The sequence below is a fragment of the Hymenobacter coccineus genome, from assembly GCF_001816125.1.
Lineage (GTDB): Bacteria > Bacteroidota > Bacteroidia > Cytophagales > Hymenobacteraceae > Hymenobacter > Hymenobacter coccineus.
This window is the reverse complement of record NZ_MDZA01000133.1, coordinates 32029-50763: the sequence shown is the minus strand read 5'-3', so window position 1 is coordinate 50763 and position 18735 is coordinate 32029. Positions and strand designations below refer to the sequence as shown.

The window sequence follows — 18735 nt, the reverse complement described above, 5'->3', positions numbered from 1 at the left end:
GGCTGGCGGCGCGCCGAAACCCCAGATTGCCGCCAGCCGCCAGGGCCCCGGGCCGTCGGGCGCACCCGTGGCCCTGGCGCCGGCCGCCCGCCGCGCAGTGGCTGCTCCGGCCCAGGTCAGCCAGGACAACGACGCTGATGACGAAGACGATACCGCAGCTTCCTCATCGGCTACGCCGGTGCGCCTGGTGGGCCAGCTCACCTTCCGCAACCACCCCGACCAGCCCTACTACCTCACCAGCGGCCTGAACGTGGTGCGCGTGGCCGACGACGATACCCCCGTGGTGGTGGGCCACCTCACGCGCACCAACAGCACCGATTTCCCCTACGTACTGGTGGACGGCCGGCAGCGCCGCCTGTTTATTTCGGCCGGCGGCGACGTGTACGACCCGCAGGGCCAGCGCGTGGCCACGCTGCACCGGTAGGGCCCCGGGGCGGGCGGTGTCGCGCGGGGGCCCTAATTTCAGGCCTCCAATTCTTTTTCTTCCTCCCCCCCAACGCATGATACAACACATTGCCCGCCGCGCGGGCATGGCCGGGGCCCTGCTGCTGGCCGCTGCCGCCACGCAGGCCCAGGTGGGCCCCGGCACCCAGTGGACCAAGGACGGCTACGGCTACCTGCGGGCCCAAGACGATGAAATTGTGCAGCTCGACGCCCGCAAGCCGGGCGCGGGCACCACCATCCTCAGCAAGCAGCAGCTCACGCCCGCCGGCAAGGATGCTCCGCTGAAAGTGCGCCGCTTTTCGCTTTCCGACGATGGCCAACGGGTGCTGCTGAACACCAACACCCAGAAGGTGTGGCGCTACGACACCCGCGGCGACTACTGGGTGTACGACCTGAAAGCCAAGCAGCTCGTGCAGCTCGGCAAGGGCCGGCCCGAGTCATCGCTGATGTTCGCCAAGTTCTCGCCCGACGGCACCAAGGTGGCCTACGTGAGCGAGCACAACCTGTACGTGGAGAACCTAGCCGACCACGCCATCAAGGCCCTCACCACCGACGGCACCGACCGTCTCATCAACGGCACCTTCGATTGGGTGTACGAGGAGGAGCTGGACTGCCGCGACGGCTTCCGCTGGGCCCCCAACGGCGAAAGCCTGGCCTACTGGCAGCTCGACGCCACCAAGACGCGCAACTACCTGATGCTGAATACCACGTCGGCGCTCTACCCCTACACCGTGCCCGTGGAGTACCCTGTGGTGGGCGAAGACCCCAGCCGCTGCCGCGTGGGCGTGGTGCCCGTAGCCGGGGGCCCCACCAAGTGGATGGAGGTGCCCGGCGATGCCGTGCAGCACTACCTGCCGCGCATGGAGTGGGCCGGCCCCGCCGAGCTGATTGTGCAGCAGCTGAACCGCCGCCAGAACGAGAGCAAAATCATGCTCTGCAACGCCGCCACCGGGGCCGCCAAGGTCATTTACAGCGAAACCGATAAGGCCTGGGTGGACGCCAAAGACGGCGCCGTGGGCTGGAACTGGATTGAGGGCGGCAAGAAGTTCGTGTGGGCCAGTGAGAAGGACGGCTGGCGCCACCTCTACGCCGTGGACCGCGCCGGCCACGAGCAGCTGCTCACCAAGGGCAACTACGACGTGATTAGCCTCGAAGCCATCGACGAGCGCGCCGGCACCGTGTACTTCATGGCCTCGCCCACCAACGCCACCCAAACCTACCTCTACCGCGTGCCGCTGAAGGGCGGCGCCGCCACCCGCGTGACGCCCGCCAACGAAGCCGGCTCGCACAACTACGACATCTCGCCCAACGGCAAGCTGGCCCTGCACAACTACTCCAGCACCAGCGCCTTCCCCACCGCCGATGTGGTGAGCCTGCCCGCCCACCAGCGCCTGAGCGGCGGCGACGTGCCCGAGCAGGCTAAGAACAGTAGGGCCCCCAAAACCGAGTTTTTCCAGGTGAAAACCGCCGACGGCGTGACGCTGGACGGCTGGATGGTGAAGCCCACCAACTTCGACCCCGCCAAGAAGTACCCCATCGTGTTCTACGTGTACGGCGAGCCCGCCAGCCAGACCGTGACGGACCGCTTCGGCACGGGCGCCAACCGCCTCTACCAGGGCAACATGGCCGACGACGGCTACATCTACGCCTCGCTCGAAAACCGGGGGGCCCCGGCGCCGCGCGGCCGCGAGTTCCGCAAGGCCATCTACCACAACATCGGCAGCCTCAACATCCGCGACCAGGCCCTGGGGGCCCAGGAAGTGCTGAAGAACAGCTTCGTCGACACGAGCCGCGTGGCGGTGTGGGGCTGGAGCGGCGGCGGCTCGTCCACGCTCAGCCTGCTGATGCAGTACCCCAAAATCTACAAAACCGGCATCTCCATCGCCGCCGTTGACAACCAACTGAATTACGACAACATCTACCAGGAGCGCTACATGGGCCTGCTGCCCGAGGACCGGCACTTCTTCGTGGACAATTCGCCCCTGGCCCACGCCAAAAATTTGCGCGGCAACCTGCTGCTCATCCACGGCACCGGCGACGATAACGTGCACTACAACAACGCCGAGCAGATGATCAACGAGCTGGTAAAAAACAACAAAACCTTCCAGCTGATGAGCTACCCCAACCGTACCCATGGCATCTCGGAGGGCGAGGGCACCAGCCGCCACCTGGCCAGCACCTACACCAAGTTTCTCAAGGACAATTGCCCCCCCGGCGGCCGCTAGGGCCCCCAAGGCGGTAACCCCAGGGCCCGTTTGGCAGGCTTAATTAATTCTCAACCCATTAATTTATTGCTGATGGATTTCATTTGGAAAGTCGTCGTAGCCACTGGCTTGGTCCTCTTGCCTACCGCAACCTTTGCCCAGCAATCGAAGGCGCTGGTTTACGAGAAAACCCAGGTTGAGCCCGACCAGGAAAGTAGTCCGTTGGGGGTAGCAACCGATGAATTCAAAGGAATTCACGTCATCTCCGCCAGCGTGCGGGGAGTGCGCGGAGCGAACGGCGTAATTTATTGGGTGAGCAAGGACAAGGCCACTTTATCCGCGTATGAGGGCGAACAGCTGCTCTGGCGCACCAACGTGGGCAAGGCATTTAAAGCCGATTTTGCGCAGCCAAAAATTGAGAAACTGGTGTTCGCGTCAAACGTAATCTTCGTGTCCGTTAGTAAAAATGGATTTGCTGAAGTTGACCGGAAAACCGGGCAAGTAGGCAGCAAAACGGTGGATTAAAGCAGCAGCGGCGGGTAGTTGAGCCAGAAGCGTGAACAAAGCCGTTCGCCTTTCTCTTAACCACCCGCCGCTGCTCTTTTATTCCTTCCCAATGCCCGAATTACCCGAAGTCGAGACCTACCGCCGTTTTATTGACGAAGTGGCCGTGGGCCAGACCATTACCGGCCTCGATGTGAACGACGCCCACGTGCTGGCCGTGCCCGAAGCCGAGCTGCGCGCCGGCCTGCTGGGCCGCACCATCACCGGCACCAGCCGCCTGGGCAAAAACTGCTTTGTGGAGCTGGATAACGGCCGCGTGCTGGTGCTGCACTTCGGCATGACCGGCGACATTGGCGCTTACCGCGACGCGCCCGATGCCCCGCGCTTCACCCGCGTGGCCTGGCACCTGAGCGACTCGGGCCTGAACCTGGCTTTCATCGACCCGCGTAAATTCGGCCGCATCCGCCTAACCGACAGCGCCGAAGCCTACCAAAAAGCCAAGAAACTGGGCCCCGACGCGCTGCAAATCACCGCCGCCGAGCTGCACCAGAAGCTCAGCCGCCGCCGGGTGTTCGTCAAGCCGCTGCTGCTCGACCAAGGCCTCACCGCCGGCCTCGGCAACTGGATTGTGGACGAGGTGCTGTTCCAGGCTAAAATCCACCCCGAGCGCATCGGCAACTCGCTGAGCGAAAAGGAAGTGGGGGCCCTGCACGCCGCCATCCAGCTGGTGCTCACCACCGCCATTCAGCACGAGGCCAACTACCGGAATTTCCCCAAGTCGTTCCTCATCCACGCCCGCGAGTGGGACGAATCAGCCACCCCAGGCTCCGACGCGCACACCTTTTGCCCGCGCCACCCCAAGGTAAAAATCGAGAAAACCTACGTGGGCGGCCGCGCCACCTACACCTGCCCCAAGTGCCAGCCCGCGCCAGTTGCAGCAGTAGAGGAAAGCAAGGCTTCTTGAATCTGATTCAGGAATAATTACCCAGAATATTTCTTAACAATGGTTTAAAACGGAGTGGTCCGGCGACTTTTTCAGTCGTCGGACCACTCTTACGATTACCCGAAACCGCTGTTCTTTAGTGACAGTGGCCCGACGACTGAAAAAGTCGCCGGACCACCCCATTTTAAACCATTGCCGCTTTCTCAAGCCGATTCAACCAGCGCCCTAGCGGTAAGCGGCGGCTATCTGGGTGCGGTATTTCTTGTAAACCCGCTTTGCCTCCGTAATGCTTTGGCCCGAAGTGGCGGTGGGGAAGTCTTTGCGGGCATTTACCCATTGCCATTCCCAAGCCTTGATTTGCTGCTCGAATAATTTGATATCCGCCGGTTTACCCGTAGCCAGCGAATTATTGAGCACCACGAAAAATTGCTGCCACCGGGCTTTGTAGAAATCGGTTAATACCCCACTCCATTGCCGGTTTGAATATTCGTTCAGGGGGCTTTCCGCGTCGCCCCACAGTGTAATTAAATCCTTGGCGTTTCGCTCGTACAGCGCCTTTTCGCTGGATGTAGCACCCCACTTGCGGGCATCGGCCACCCAGGGCCCCAGCAGGAAATCTTTGCGGGTGGCCAGCAACCGGTCCTCGTCGTCCATCAGCGCCAGGAATTGCGCGCTGTATTTCTTGAAATTCGCCGCGTTTTTTTGCTGGTACGCCTGCACCAGCTGCCGTTGCAGCGGCAACGCATAATTGGCCAGCACCTGCCGCGACACGTCCACCAAATCGTACTGAAACCCGTCGCTTTTGGCGCAGGCCGGCGCGGCTTTAATTAAATAATCCCAGGCCGGCAGCAGGCTTTGGGGTGCGTAGTTGAGCGTCGTCCTCGTCCACCGGGCTACGGAATCCAGCGTGGGCCGGCCCACCATGATGGACTCCGCCCCATCCCGGATTTTCTGCCCGTTGTAGGCCGTAGTCCGTAGTATTTGCCACGCGGCCAGGCCGTTGGCATCCACGTGGCCGTAGCGGTTGCGCACGTAGCTGCTAAGCCAATTATCTAATTCGGGGGCAGTGGTTTGCCAGGTATGCTCCGTCATCAATTCATACAGCACCGGGTTCTGCTCGATGCCTTCCATGGTCAGGCCAATGCCCACCAGTTTCCCCGCGCCGGCGTCGTGCAGGGCAGCCGGGGGGCCCTGGGCCACGCCGTCCATCCGGCCAAATAGGCTGATGTTGCCGCCGAAATTGTGCAGCATGTTCCAAATCCAGGGCTTGCCGTAAAACGCATTCGTCCGCTTCCAGATGGGCTCAATTTCCGCCGCTAAATCGAGCAGAATCATCTTATCATCCGGCACCGCTTTCAGCAATGCTTCAATTTGCGGCGCTTTCCAGAACTTCCGGTCGCTGTAGAACAGCCAGCCCTGCATCACCCACACCGCCTGCGGGTCGGCCCGCCGCATGCCTTCGTAAATGCGGGCGCTCAGCTTGCCCAGAAATTCTGGGTTGTCCGACGGTGGCTCGTTCTCATTAAACGTGTCGGCCGAGTACAGGTGGTCGGTGCCGTAGAGCTTGGTTTGTGCCTCCAAAAACCGCTTCCCCACTTCGGCAAATAGGGGGTCCTCCGAGTCGAGAATGTACGTATCCGCGAAGCCGTTCGTCCAGTTGGTTTGCTTAAGCTTGGCCGCGGGGTAGCGCTTTTTGAACGCGGCGGGCACGTGCCCTGTGAAGGCCGGCAGCACCGGCTTCATGCCCAGGGCACGCTCCCGGGCCAGTATTTTCTGCTGCAACGCCCGGTGGCTGGTCATCCAGCTCATGGGCAGGGGCCCACCCCAACCGTCGAGGTTGCCCATGTAGAACCAGCCGAAATAGGCGGGGCCGCTGAAAAAGCCCTGTAAATCATCGGCGGTAAAACCCATGTCCTGGTACACCTGCTGCCACACGTACTCTTGCCCGGTAATGGCCAGCGGCATGTTGATGCCGTGCAGCGCCATCCAGTCAATTTCCTTTTCCCAGCGCGCCCAGTCCCACCAGCTCATGCTGTAGCTGTAGGTGCAATAATTTAAATAATAGCGGTACGTGTACGGCGTGGCCTTGTGCACCTTCGCCGGAACGCGGGGCAGCACGGCCGGCAAGCGCAGATTCACGCCGTTCCAGGTAATTTGGCAGTGCGCATATTCCCGCAGGTAATAATAAAGCGCCGAGCCAATTACGCCGGCGTTGTTACCGCGCAGAATGATTTTATCGCCGCTGTTCTCAATCTCAAAAACATCTTTCCCTTGGTCCGCGGGCAGATCTTCAACCAGGAAATTACCCGCTTTGGTCGGCACCGTGCGCGCAATCAGCGAGTCCGCCGCGCCCTTATTCAGCTGCCCATAAGCCCGGGGCCCCAGGAAGCTTAGTGCGACGCAAAAAAGGCGAAAAAGAGTATTTATTCTCATGCGTTACAAAACGTAATTATTGAAAAAAACTAGTTTATTTTCAGGTAAGTAAATCAGCTCATATTAACCCATGTGAACCAGCGCGGCGATAACACTTACCCCAAGTGCCAGCCCGCACCGGGCCCTAATCAGAAGCTAGTGAACATGTAGCCGCACGACCCCAGCCTAATCAAAAACACGAGCAGGCTTGCCAGAGCAAAACCGTTCACCCAACGTGGCCGGCGCAAAAGTGCAGCAATAAACAGCGCCACCACATCGACGCCAGCCAGCCCAAGCATCAAAAGAAACATCCCGTAACCCACGTCGCGCGGGTGCGGAGCCCCGGCTACAGTATCCGGGCTGGCCACGGGGTACACCAGGGCCCCCAGCAGCGGCACCAGCACGGCGTTTACCAGCAGCGGCACCCATAGCCCGCGCTTCGATTCCGGTAATTTGAGATCGGTGCCGGGGCTTGGCATAAGGGTAATTAGGCTTGGTTTTGACCATTGAAGTATTTATTTCAGAACCGGCAATAGGCGCAGTTATTAGTGCATACCGCCCAGATTGGACAGCATCAAGCCGCAAATGCCCAGGCCGATTATGAATACCAGCAGTGCAGACAGCAAAAACGCCGTTACCCAATTTAATTTACCAGATACCGCCATCAAAAACGCCGCAATGCCGTTGATTACGGCGAGTGCCACCACGGTCCCAGCAAGCACCACCGGCTCGCCCTGCGACAGTACTGCCACAAGCAGCATCAAGCCTAAATTGACGCCGATCAGCCATGTTTTGGGCGATTTGCCGTTGGGCACGGGAGGTTGGGGCTCGGTCATTAGCTTAGATTACCCTGGATTGATTAATAATTAAATTCCGGCAATAATCCCCATACCCGACGTCATACCAAGCCGGTGCGCTCGGCCCGCAATTCTTCCAATCGCGCCAGCTTCTCCGGGTCGCGGTAGAAGATGTTCATCGTCTCGAAAGGAATAATTTTTAGGTCCTTGCTCACAATGTGTACGCAGGATTTCTTCACGGCCCGCACGTCAAAATTCCAAGCGTCCATGAATTGCAGAATAATTACCCGAAACAAATTATCGTAGCCCAAATTAGGGGCCTGGACCTGGGGCAGGCAGCACAGCAGCTGGTTGATTTCGGGCACTACCGCGTCCACGGTGTTGGCGGTGCTGAACAGCTTGAGCATGTGCTGGCGCAGGCGCGGGTCGCGCTCGTACACGATGGTATTGCCCCCGTTGCTGAGCAGGTCGGCGGGGTCGACGTAGCGGGTGAGGGGGATGACTTCGCCGTCGATTTTCAGGGCGTAGGCCATCGCCAGCGCGTCGGGGTTGCAGGGCACGGGCAGCAGGTCGGCGGCCGTGAAAACCGGGCTTTGGGCGATGATGCCCTGGCGCACTTCGGTGAGCGAAAACGAGTCGGTTTCGGGGTTGAAGTTATCAAGCCGGCCGGCGCCCTGGGTGGGCTGAAACGTGACACCGCGCACGCAGCGCTGCTTCAGGGCGAAGTCGATGATGTCGCCCATCTCGTCGTCGTTCAGGCCCTTTTGCAGCGTCACGACCAACGTGGTGCTCAGGTTGTATTTATTTAAATTGGCCAGGGCCTGCTGGCGCACCTCGCGCAGGTCGCGCCCGCGCATGGCCAACAGCACGTGCTCGCGGAACGAGTCGAACTGCAAATACACCTCGAAGGCTCCCGAATAAGTAGCCAGCCGCGCCACAAAGGCTTCGTCCTTGGCCAGGCGCACGCCGTTGGTGTTCACCATCAAGTGCTTGATGGGCTTGCGCTTGCACATGTCCAGGATCTCCCAGAACTGCGGGTGCAGCGTGGGCTCGCCGCCTGAGATTTGCACCACGTCGGGCTCGCCCTCGTTGGCCACCACCAGGTCCACCATGGCCTCCACTTCCGCCAGGGTGCGGTGCCGGCCGTGGGTGGGCGACGATTCGGCGTAGCACGTGGGGCAGGTGAGGTTACAGCGGTCGGTTATCTCAATCACTGTCAGGCAGCTGTGCTGCTCGTGGTCGGTGCAAAGGCCGCAGTCGTAGGGGCAGCCGTAGTGCGTGGGCGTACCGAAGCGCAGCGGCGTTTCGCTGGGCTTCACGTAGTTGCGAATGCTCTTGTAATACTCCACATCGGTGGCAATGCGCACCTTCTGCCGCCCGTGCTCCGGGCACCGCTTGAGCATGTACACGTTCCCGTCTTCAAAAACGATTTTGGCCTCGATGCGCCGCAAGCACTGCGGGCAGAGGCTGATGGTGAAATCGTAGTAGGTGTAGGGACGTTCAGGCATGGAACAATCTTTACTATTTGATCAAAAATTATTTTTCGCAAATATTTCCTCGGACGAATGCTTATTTCAACGGGTTATATTTTAATGTAAATCCTTCTCTTATCAAGTATGTACGCCACCACCCAGCACAGCAGCATGTAGCTCATGGCAAACACAAAGGCGCCTAGGGAGCCGGGAAAAATTCGCTGATAAAAGACCTGATTTATCCAATCAAAAACGCTCAATTCTGGGCAGACCCACAGCAATTGGAGCGGTGCCAGCAACAGCTCCGATAGCAGATAAATGGCTAGCGGATTCCTGCCGAAAATAAGAAAGAACGATGTACCCCAGCGTATATTCTTGATTTCAATGGCTAGAATCAGACAACCTAACGTGGCTAAGTCGATTCCAATGGTGAGCAAGGAAAATGAGCTTGTCCACATTTTCTTTGATACAGGAAGAAACTGACCCCAGAAAAGTGCCGTACAGATTAGCAATGCGCCACACACGAGGAGCATTGCCACGGATTCGTAATTCTTGCCTTTTTTTTGAAGATAGGATCCGGCCAGAAAGCCGCCAATCACATTCACGATACTGGTCATCGTACTTAGTAAGCCTTCCGGATCGAAGGCAATTGGTCCGCCGCCCTTGTGGTATAGGTGAGCGTCGCCAATAATTAACTTATCTAGCCGAGTGCCCGCGTTGCCAAGCATGGTGTATTCCTTGCTAGCTTCGCCGAAGTACACCAAGAATACCCAATAGCTGATTAAGAGCAGGGCGGAAATAATAATAGCTGTTTTTTGGGTGCAATAATGCACGATGAGCGACCCAAAAAAATAGCACAGCGCAATGCGCTGTAGCACGCCCATAATGCGGGTATTTGCTACGGAATTGAACACCCATTCATTATCAACGCGGTGAAAGAAGGGAAACCAGTACATGAGGTAGCCCAGCAAGAATATAATTACCGTTCTTTTAAATACCTTGGCTAAGAACGCGGTATTCGACTCGTATTTCGCTTTGGAAAAACTCAACGCATTACCTACCGCGAAAAGGAAGGAAGGAAAAACCAAATCTGTCGGGGTAAAACCAATCCAGTCGGCATGGTTGAGGGGCCCCCAGGCCTCGGCTCCCGAGCCCGGGGTATTCACGATAATCATGAAACACACCGTCATGCCCCGAAATACATCCAGCGAGGTAAATCTTTCAGCAGTATTTGCCATTTTAACAGTGTTATTGGACAATCTTTTTATTCTCAGCAAGCAGCTTCGATAAGTAATCGAACGGCCTACTGTGCTTCCAATGGCGCACTGGGCTGCCGGGTGCCACTGCGCCACCAGCCCCAAACATAATACCCCAGCCCCGCCACGCAAGCCCACTGGATGGCCGTCAGGCCCAGCCCCGGCAAAGCCGTTGTGGGTTTGATGCACTCTACCAGCAGGCGAAACAATAAATACCCGGCCAGGAACAGCTCGAAGCGCCGGCCGTTGGGCAGCGGGCGGCGGCGCTCCAGGGCCCCCAGCCCCAGCGCCAGGGACCCCAGCAGCAGAATTTCATAGAGGTTGGTGGGGTGGCGGGCCACGCCGTCGCCGAAATTGATGCCCCAGGGCAGGGCAGTAGCGGTGCCAAACGTGCCGTCTTCCAGGCCGCTGAAGAAGCAGCCGACGCGCCCGATGCCCAGGCCCAGCAGCAGCGGAAAGACCATCAGGTCGCCCGAGGAGGCGGTGATGCCCAGGCGCTTTTTCACCAGCTCTACCCCCACCAGGCCGCCCAGGAAGCCGCCCACGATGGTTTTATTGGTGAAGTAATAGAGCCAGCCGCCGGGCGGGTGCAGCAGCAAATCGGGGTGTTCGAGCAGGCCCAGCAGGCGCGAGCCGAGCAGGGCCCCGGCGGCGGCCCCCACAAAAATCCACTGCCGGCTGTCGTCGCTGATGCGGTCGGCGGTGCGGGCGCGCAGATGGGTGTAGAGGCGGTAGCCCAGGGCGTAGGCCAGCGTTTCGCAGAGCAAGTGCACGGGCAACCGCACGGGGCCCCAGGCCAATTCAACGGGGAATTGCATGGGGCGAAGATGGCACGAAATCGTGGCGGGCCGGTAGTTAGCCTAAGGAACCTATGCGAGGAGCAGCTTTTTGCCAGCCGCCCGGCTACCCAAGCAGCGTTAGTTGGGGGCCCAGAACACCCTCTACCGGCGCAACGATTAGCGGGCAGCCTGTGAAGAGCCAGCCACCCCGGCGCTGGGGCTCTAGCCCAACTCGTTGTTGGCGCGGGCGGCTTTGCGGGTGAGGGCGGTGAGGGGCGAGCGGGTGAGGGCCGACTCGCTTTCGTAGCCGCGGCGGCGTTCGTTGGCGGCCTCGCTCTCGCCGGTGGCGGGCAGGGCGCGGTTCATCCAGCTCAGCACGTCGGTGGTGATGCCGGGCAGGATGCCGTGGAAGCCCGCCAGGAACTTGGCCGGCAGCGAGAGGATAATTTCGCCGTCGCCGCGCCGGGTAGCGTTCCAGATTTGGCGCGCGGCCTGCTCGGCGTCCATCGAGAAGCCGGGCAGCGCATCGGCGATGCTGAACCAGGCGAACTCCTTTTTGTGCTGGCCCTTCACCACGGCCTGGCCCTGGCTACCGGTGCGCAACAGCCCGGGGCACACCGTGGTCACGCGGATGCCTTCCTGCCGCAGCTCGGCCCGGAAGCCTTCCGACAGGCCCACGAGGGCAAACTTGCTGGCGCTGTACGGCACCATGTGCGGAATGGCCACCTTGCCGCCCAGGCTCGACACGTTGACGATGCGGCCCGCGCCGCGCCGGCGCATGCTGGGCAGCACGGCCTGCATGGCGTGCAGGGGGGCCCAAAAGTGCGTGTCCATCGAGTCCTCAAAGTCGCGCAGCTCCATGTTGTCGAGCGGGCCGGCGGTGATGATGCCGGCGTTGTTCACCAGCACGTCCACGGGCCCCAGGCGGTTCTCCACCTCGGCCACCATGGTGCGCACCTCGTTGGCATCGGTGAGGTCGCGGGCCAGCGTGAGTACGTCGGCCGCGGCCGCGCCGTAGGAAACCAGGTCTTGGCGGGCACGCTCCAGCTCGGCCTCGTCGCGGGCGCAGATGGCCACCCGGGCCCCTTCCACCACCGCCTGGCGGGCCAGCACCAGGCCCAGCCCGCGCGAGCCGCCGGTGATGAGCACCACGCGGCCCGTGAGCTCGTAGCTGCCGCGGCGGTTGGCCCACAGCGTGGCGGCCACGGCGGCGGCCCCCAGGCCGGCGGCCAGCAGCCAGTTGCTCGAAGAAGACGGGAACGAATCGGGGGCGGGCAGGGCGGGCGTGTGTTTCATGCAGGTTAGTATGGAAAGCGGGGCCCAAAGGTTACGTCGGGCCCCATTTTAGTGCGCCCCGGGGGCGCGGGCAGCAGGCGGTGGGGGTCCCCGAGAGCCCCGGCCCGGACCAGCGGCCGGTTTTTGGCCCGATATTTACACTTTCGGGCCAGGTCCCGGGTTTTCGCCGGGGCCCCATTTGTCCTTCTTATCCTATTGTTATGAAGCGCTTCTTATTGCTGGCCTCGCTGGGGGCCCTGGCCCTGCCGGCCGCCCAGGCCCAGGCCGTGGTCAAAACCAAAGCCAAGGCCGACGGCCAGCCTACCACCAAAACCAAAACCCCGGTTCCGGACGCCCCCGCCGCGGCGCACCTGCCGGGGCCCCAGCGCCCGGCACGGCCCCGGCCAACGCCGAGGCCCGGGCCAACGCCCTCACCACCAACATGCAGCAGAACCTGGGCCTCTCGCCCCAGCAAACTGAAAAGGTGCGCGTCATCAACCAGCGCAGCGTGGCGGCGGTGGAAAATGCCCGCGCCCGCAACCGCAACGACCCGGGCAAGCTCAAGGGGCTGGTCGAAAACGTGGGCGAGTCGCGCCTCGCCGCATTGAAAGACGTGCTCACGCCCGCGCAGTTCGACAAGTACCAGCGCAAGCGCGAGGAGAAAATGGGTGTGCCCAACGTGCAGGGCGTGCAGGGCAACGCCGCCCCCGGCCTGGGCGGCAACGAGTAGCGCCTCAACCTCTGGCGCTATTCATTGCGTGGAAAGCGCCGGGCCCTCAGGGCCCGGCGCTTTTTTTGGCCTAGCCATTTTGCGCCGTCAACCGGCCCGGGCAATCCCTCACCCAAACCCTGCGTTTGGGGCCCCAGGGGTATCTTGCAATCGTTTGCTTATCCTAACATTCAGGGTTTTGACTACCTCCCTCCTCCCGCGCCGGCCCTTGGGGCCCCGGCTCTGCGTGGCCTGGGCTTGCTGGCTGCTGCTCGGGCTGGCCCGCGCCGGCTACGGGGCCCCGGCCAGCGACACGCTGTGCACCCGCGCAGCCGTTAACGATATCATGGTGACGCCCAGCTTCTTTAGCATACTGGAAGACCCCACCGGCACCCTCACCCTGGCCGACGTGCAGCGCCCCGCCAATGCCCGCCGCTTCGTGCTGGGGGCCCGCACGGCCAGCAGCATGCAGCACGTGGGGGCCGCGTACTGGGTGCGGCTACCGGTGAGCAACCAGGATTCGACCAGCCGCCACTGGTACTTGGAGTTGTTCGACTCCCACATCAACGACGTTACTTTTTACGGCCCCGGCAGCCAGCGGCACACGGGGGCCGACGCGCCCTTTTATAGCCGCCACTTTCACTACAAGAACTACCTGTTCCGGCTGCCGCTGGTGCCGGGCCGCACGGAGGTGTTTTACCTGCGGCTGCAATCCAACTCCAAAACCAGCTTCCTCAGCCAGCTGCGCACCGAGGAGCTGCTGGCCGGCCATTTCCAAACCGAGTACGGCCTGCTGGGGCTTTTCTACGGGGTGTTGCTCATCATGGTGGTGTACAACCTGTTCATCTACCTGCTGACCCAGGACCAGAACCACCTGCGCTACGTGCTGTACGTGCTCAGCTGCGGCCTGCTGTTTCTCTCCGAGGATGGCCTGGGCTTCCAGTACCTCTGGCCCGAGCTGCCCTGGCTCAACCAGGCCATCATTGCCGGGGCCCCCATCCTGTTGCTGCTCACCTTCAGCTACTACGCCCGCTACTTCCTCGACGCGCCCCTGCGCTTGCCGCGCTTCGACCCCGCGGTGCGGGCCGTGGTGCTGGGCAGCGCCATCCTGCTGCTGGCCGATGCGGTATGGGTGCGGTCGGGCCTGGGCTTCTGGCTGTATTTGCTGCCCTACGGGCTTATTTATTACGAGGCCGTGCGCGCCTACCAGCTCGGGTTTCGGCCGGCGCGCTTGTTTCTGCTGGCCCAGGCCCTGGTGTCCGCCAGCCTGCTGTTCCTGATTTTGCGCAAGCTGGGCATCGACGCCCTCACCAATACGTTCACGGTGTACAGCCTCAACATGGCCTTCGTGGCCGAGGTGGTGGTGCTGTCATACGCCTTGGGGGAAAAAATTAAGGCCATCAAGGACGATACCATTGGGGCCCAGGAGCGGCTGGTGGAGCAGCTGCGCCGCGAGCAGGTGGCCCAAAGCTTGCTCGTTGAGCAGCTCCACCAAAACGAAGTGCTGAAGGACCGGCTCAACTCCGAGCTGGAGGTTCTGGTGGCCCAGCGCACCCAGGAAATCAAGCACAAGGGCGAAACCATTGCGGCGCAGAACCGGGAGCTGCTCGAAGCCAACGGCCTGCTCTCGCTTCAATCGGCGGCCATTGCCAAGCTCAACACCGACCTGCAGGCCGACCTGCACCATGCGCAAGCCGCGCGCGTCATCGCTCAGGAAATGAACTTCGGCGAGTTCAGCCAAATTTACCCCGACAAGGACGCCTGCCTGGTGTACCTGGCGGGCCTGAAGTGGGCCGATGGCTACCAGTGCCGCAAGTGCGGCCACGGCCGGTATTGCGACGGCCGCGAGCAGCACGCGCGGCGGTGCACGCGCTGCCGCTACGTGGAGTCAGCCACCGCCTACACGCTGTTGCAAAAGTGCAAGTTTTCAGCCGTGAAGGCCCTGTACGCGGTGTTCCTATTGCACACCCACCAGGGCCACTATTCCGTGGCCGAGATGAGCCAGCTCCTGGATTTGCGGCAGGCTACCTGCTGGAGTTTCAACCAGAAAGTGGTGGACGCCATGCGCCGCCGGCGCGCCGCGCCCGACTACGACGAGCACGAGGATTGGACCCAGGTACTGCTAAGCGCTAGCGAAGACCTGGTGGAAGACGAAGCGTGACGGGCCCCAGGCCAACACTAGCGGGGCGGTTCAGCAAATGGCCACCAGACGCGCCGCAGGTTTATTAAAAAAAACCGGCCTTTGGTAATTGTTTTTTAGCTTTTTTTCACCAATCGCTTATGCGCGGCGCACGGCTTTTAAACGGCATAACGCGGTGGCTTACGTGTGCAGTAAGCGTACAAGGCGCGTGTGCACCAAGCAATAAATAGCCCCGTACTGCCCCGCAAGGCACTTTTTGGGTTGCGCATTTAAAACAACCTCGAATACCTTTGGGAAGCGCTAAGTGCTGTTAGCTGCGCAATTATTGCTCAGGAGCTGTTACTGGGTTTGCTAGCAAGAGGGTGCTATCGGTTTCGATTAGTGTAGCCGACAATGGGCCGGGTAGCGCCGCTTGCCACGGTGAAGCAGGCCGCTGCCAGCCTTCAATTGCTAGCGCGCCGGATGTTGTCGCCGATAAGCCCTCACTGAAAAATACTAAACGCAATCGATTGTTTATTTTCATAGCAAATAACCTACACTCTACTCGCGCTTAGCTCCACATAACCAAACGATTGTGTAGCATCTGCCTTCTCCGCTCCCATCCATTCCCTCTTTACCACTTCTATGCATCCACACCCTTACTTTCCTACCCTCCGCAAAGCGGCCCTGCTGGCCGTTTGTGGGCTCCCGGCCCTGGCCACCCCGGTTGCGCTGGGGGCCCCGGGCCACGCGCAACACGCGGCACTCAAGCGGCCGCCCTTTACCGTTACGGGCCGAGTAACCCAAGCCAACGGCGACGGCTTGCCCGGGGTAACGGTGCTCGTCAAGGGCACTGCCCAGGGCGTCAGCACCAATGCCAACGGCGAATTCACGCTCGACGCCCCTGAAGGCGGTACCCTGGTGTTCAGCTACGTGGGTTTTGTTCGGCAGGAAGTGGCCGTCTCCAGCGCCCGCAACCCGCTCAACGTTACGCTGGTGGCCGACGTGGCCGCGCTGAACGAAGTGGTGGTGGTGGGCTACGGCACCCAAGAGCGCGGCAGCATAACGGGCGCCATCTCGTCCGTCAATGGGGCCGAGCTGGTGCGCCAACCGGTGGCCGATGCTACCCAGGCCATTCAGGGCAAGGTTTCGGGCGTCACCATCACCTCCAACGGGGGGGCCCCCGGCGGCGCGGCCGGTACGTCGGTGCGGATCCGCGGCATAACGTCGGCCGGCAACAACAACCCGCTGTACGTGGTCGACGGCTTCCCGCTGCCCGATAACGGCAACAGCCAGCTCAGCGCCATTAGCCCGAACGACATCGAAACGATTGACGTGCTGAAAGATGCCTCCGCTACGGCCATCTACGGGGTGCGGGCGGCCAACGGCGTCGTGCTCATCACCACCAAGCGGGGCAAGGCGGGCAAAACCAACGTCAACTTCGACGGCTACCGCGGCATTCAGTCCGTGGCCCGGCGGCTGGACCTGCTCAACGCCGAGCAGTATGCCGTCATCAACAACGAGGCCCGCATTGCGGCCGGCCAGCCCATTGCATTGGACAAGCTGCGCGACCCGGCGGCGCTGGGCGAGGGCACCGACTGGCAGGACTTGATGTTCCGCCGTGCCAAAATCCAGAACTACTCGCTTTCAGCCACCGGCGGCAGCGAGAAAGCCCGCTACGCGCTGTCGGGCACGTACTTTCAACAGGATGGTGTGATCGTAGGCTCTAAATTTGAGCGCTTTACGCTCCGTGCCAACGGCGACGTGCAGCTGAGCCGGATTTTTAAGATCGGCAACAGTATCGCGCTCAGCCACTTGGAAGACCGCCAGATTACGAGCAACGACGGCGAGTACGGCGGGGTGCAGCAGTTGCTGCGCATTCCGCCCACTGTGCAGCCCTACCGGCCCGATGGCTACTGGTACCAGCCCAACAGCGCCATGGACAACTTTACGGAGGAAAACCCGCTGGCGACTTCCCAGCGAGCTAACCAGAAGTTCACCCGGAACCGGGCCACTACCACGTTCTACGCCGAGCTGGAGCCCCTCAAGGGCCTGCGCTTCCGCACCAACGTGGGGGCCGACCTGGTGTTTGAGAACTTCAACCAGTTTTCGCCCAAGGGCCCCGAGCTGGCCGGCTACACCCAGCGCTACATCACAGCCGGCGCGGGCGCTACGGCCGGCTACTCGCCCAGCTACCTGATTGAGAACACGGCCACCTACGACCGCACCATTGCCGACAAGCACCACGTAACGCTGCTGGTGGGCCAGTCGGCGCAGGAGTTCAACTACAGCAACGTGGAAGCCTACCGCACGGGCTACCTGCGCAACGACCTGCAAACCATCAACGTGGGGCCCATCAACACGCTGCTGGCCAACGCCGGCACCATTGACCCCGCTCGCCACCTGGCCAGCTACTTCGGCCGCCTCAACTACGACTACGCCGGCAAGTACATATTCCAGGCCACGGCCCGCTACGACGGCTCCTCGCGCTTCGAGCCCGGCCACAAGTTTGGCTTCTTCCCCAGCGTATCGGCGGGCTGGCGCATTTCGGAAGAAGAATTCCTGAAGGGCAGCAACACCATCAGCAACTTGAAGCTGCGCGCCGGCTACGGCCGCGTGGGCAACGAGCTGAACGCCGGTCGCTTCGCTTACCTGTACTCCATCAACTTCGGCGCTGTGTACCCCTTCGGGCCGGACGGTACCATCAACACGGGTGGGGCCCCCACGCGCCTGGCCAACCCGAACCTGCGCTGGGAATACAACGACCAGGCCAACATCGGCCTGGAAATGGGCTTCCTCGGCAACCGCCTGGAGGCCACCATCGACCTCTACAACCGCAATTCGCCCAACCTGATTGCGCCCGTGCCGCCCTCCCTTGTGTCGGGCACTTACGAGTCGGTTAACGCCAACGCCGCCAGCGCCTACAACCGGGGCATCGACTTCTCGCTCACGTCGCACAACTTCGTGGGCTCCGGCGGGGGCCTCACCTGGACGACCACCTTCAACGTATCGGCCTACAAAACCCGCCTCGTCTCGTTGGGCGCCGGCATTCCCTACAACGGCCTGGGCTCGTTGAGCGGTACCATTGTGCGCTACGACGCGGGCCAGGCCTTCGGCGCCTTCTACGGCTACGTAGCCGATGGCCTGATCCAGAGCCAGGAAGAGCTGACCGCCCTGAACGCCGGGGCCCTAGCGGGCACGGCCAAGGCGAATAACTACCAGAACGCGGGCACCGCCCCCGGCGACATCAAGTTTAAGGACCTGAACGGCGACGGCGTGATTACCGATGCTGACCGCACCTTCATTGGCAACCCCAACCCAAACTACACCTTTGGCCTGACCAACACCCTGGGCTACAAGGGCTTCGACCTGAGCTTCTTCATCCAGGGCGTGCAAGGCAACGACGTCTACAACCTCAACCGCTACATCACGGAGGGGGCCCTGTACGGCACCACCAACGGCACCACCAACGTACTGAACCGCTGGACCGGCACCGGCACCAGCAACGACGTGCCCCGCGCCATTGTGGGCGACCCCAACAACAACCTGCGGGTATCGACCCACTACATCGAGGACGGCTCCTACGTGCGCCTCAAAAACCTGACGCTCGGCTACACGCTGCCCAGCACCATCCTGAGCCGCATCTCGGCCTCGCAGCTGCGCGTGTACGTCACGGCCCAGAACCTGGTGACGCTCACCAAATACGCCGGCTTCGACCCGGAGGTGAGCGCCAGCGGCGTCGACCTGGGCATCTACCCGCAAACGCGCGTGTTCCTAGCCGGCCTGAACATCGGGTTTTAATTCTCTCTACTTTCCACTTA

14 protein-coding genes are annotated in these 18735 nt (G+C 61.4%); 7 read left to right on the top strand and 7 right to left on the bottom strand.

The window, feature by feature from the left end; all coding sequences use genetic code 11:
• The 4 genes from BEN49_RS27795 to mutM form a co-directional block, all read left to right on the top strand.
• Positions 1-424, top strand: a 424-nt coding sequence (locus tag BEN49_RS27795) for a hypothetical protein (RefSeq protein ID WP_204376080.1), incomplete at its 5' end; no start/stop codon positions are given.
• A 76-nt stretch (positions 425-500) separates the two neighbouring features.
• Entirely contained in the window at positions 501-2669 is a 2169-nt protein-coding gene (locus tag BEN49_RS09840) for a S9 family peptidase (protein ID WP_070742847.1), read from the top strand.
• Between the two features lie 72 nt (positions 2670-2741).
• Complete coding sequence (locus tag BEN49_RS09835) at positions 2742-3173, top strand: hypothetical protein (RefSeq protein WP_070742846.1); 432 nt, start codon at positions 2742-2744, stop codon at positions 3171-3173.
• A gap of 91 nt (positions 3174-3264) precedes the next feature.
• Positions 3265-4116, top strand: coding sequence for a DNA-formamidopyrimidine glycosylase (mutM, locus tag BEN49_RS09830; protein ID WP_070742845.1), 852 nt, complete (start codon positions 3265-3267; stop codon positions 4114-4116).
• A 204-nt stretch (positions 4117-4320) separates the two neighbouring features.
• Here mutM and BEN49_RS09825 read toward each other — a convergent pair whose 3' ends face one another.
• The 7 genes from BEN49_RS09825 to BEN49_RS09795 all read right to left on the bottom strand — a co-directional run bounded on the left by BEN49_RS09825 (position 4321) and on the right by BEN49_RS09795 (position 12107).
• Complete coding sequence (locus BEN49_RS09825; protein ID WP_070742844.1) at positions 4321-6528, bottom strand: alpha-N-acetylglucosaminidase; 2208 nt, start codon at positions 6526-6528, stop codon at positions 4321-4323.
• Positions 6529-6656: 128 nt separating this feature from the next.
• Complete coding sequence (locus BEN49_RS09820; RefSeq protein WP_070742843.1) at positions 6657-6986, bottom strand: hypothetical protein; 330 nt, start codon at positions 6984-6986, stop codon at positions 6657-6659.
• A gap of 66 nt (positions 6987-7052) precedes the next feature.
• Entirely contained in the window at positions 7053-7322 is a 270-nt protein-coding gene (locus BEN49_RS09815) for a hypothetical protein (protein ID WP_125916687.1), read from the bottom strand.
• Positions 7323-7405: 83 nt separating this feature from the next.
• The gene (locus tag BEN49_RS09810) at positions 7406-8812 is read right to left on the bottom strand and encodes a radical SAM protein (RefSeq protein WP_070742841.1); all 1407 of its coding nucleotides are present in this window, start codon (positions 8810-8812) and stop codon (positions 7406-7408) included.
• Positions 8813-8886: 74 nt separating this feature from the next.
• Positions 8887-10014, bottom strand: coding sequence for an acyltransferase family protein (locus BEN49_RS09805; RefSeq protein ID WP_070742853.1), 1128 nt, complete (start codon positions 10012-10014; stop codon positions 8887-8889).
• Positions 10015-10079: 65 nt separating this feature from the next.
• Positions 10080-10850, bottom strand: a complete 771-nt coding sequence (locus BEN49_RS09800) for a prolipoprotein diacylglyceryl transferase (protein ID WP_070742840.1) — start codon at positions 10848-10850, stop codon at positions 10080-10082.
• Between the two features lie 183 nt (positions 10851-11033).
• Positions 11034-12107 carry an SDR family NAD(P)-dependent oxidoreductase gene (locus tag BEN49_RS09795; protein WP_083325964.1) on the bottom strand — a complete coding sequence of 358 codons (1074 nt, stop codon included), beginning with the start codon at positions 12105-12107 and terminating at the stop codon, positions 11034-11036.
• Between the two features lie 178 nt (positions 12108-12285).
• Between BEN49_RS09795 and BEN49_RS31275 the strand changes: the two genes are divergently transcribed.
• The 3 genes from BEN49_RS31275 to BEN49_RS09780 all read left to right on the top strand — a co-directional run bounded on the left by BEN49_RS31275 (position 12286) and on the right by BEN49_RS09780 (position 18715).
• A complete protein-coding gene (locus BEN49_RS31275) occupies positions 12286-12816 on the top strand; it encodes a DUF4890 domain-containing protein (protein ID WP_070742839.1) in 531 nt (176 codons plus the stop codon).
• A 178-nt stretch (positions 12817-12994) separates the two neighbouring features.
• A complete protein-coding gene (locus BEN49_RS09785; RefSeq protein ID WP_070742838.1) occupies positions 12995-14956 on the top strand; it encodes a 7TM diverse intracellular signaling domain-containing protein in 1962 nt (653 codons plus the stop codon).
• A gap of 603 nt (positions 14957-15559) precedes the next feature.
• Positions 15560-18715: a SusC/RagA family TonB-linked outer membrane protein gene (locus tag BEN49_RS09780; protein ID WP_070742837.1), complete on the top strand. Its 3156-nt coding sequence runs from the start codon at positions 15560-15562 to the stop codon at positions 18713-18715.
• Positions 18716-18735: the final 20 nt, after the last annotated feature.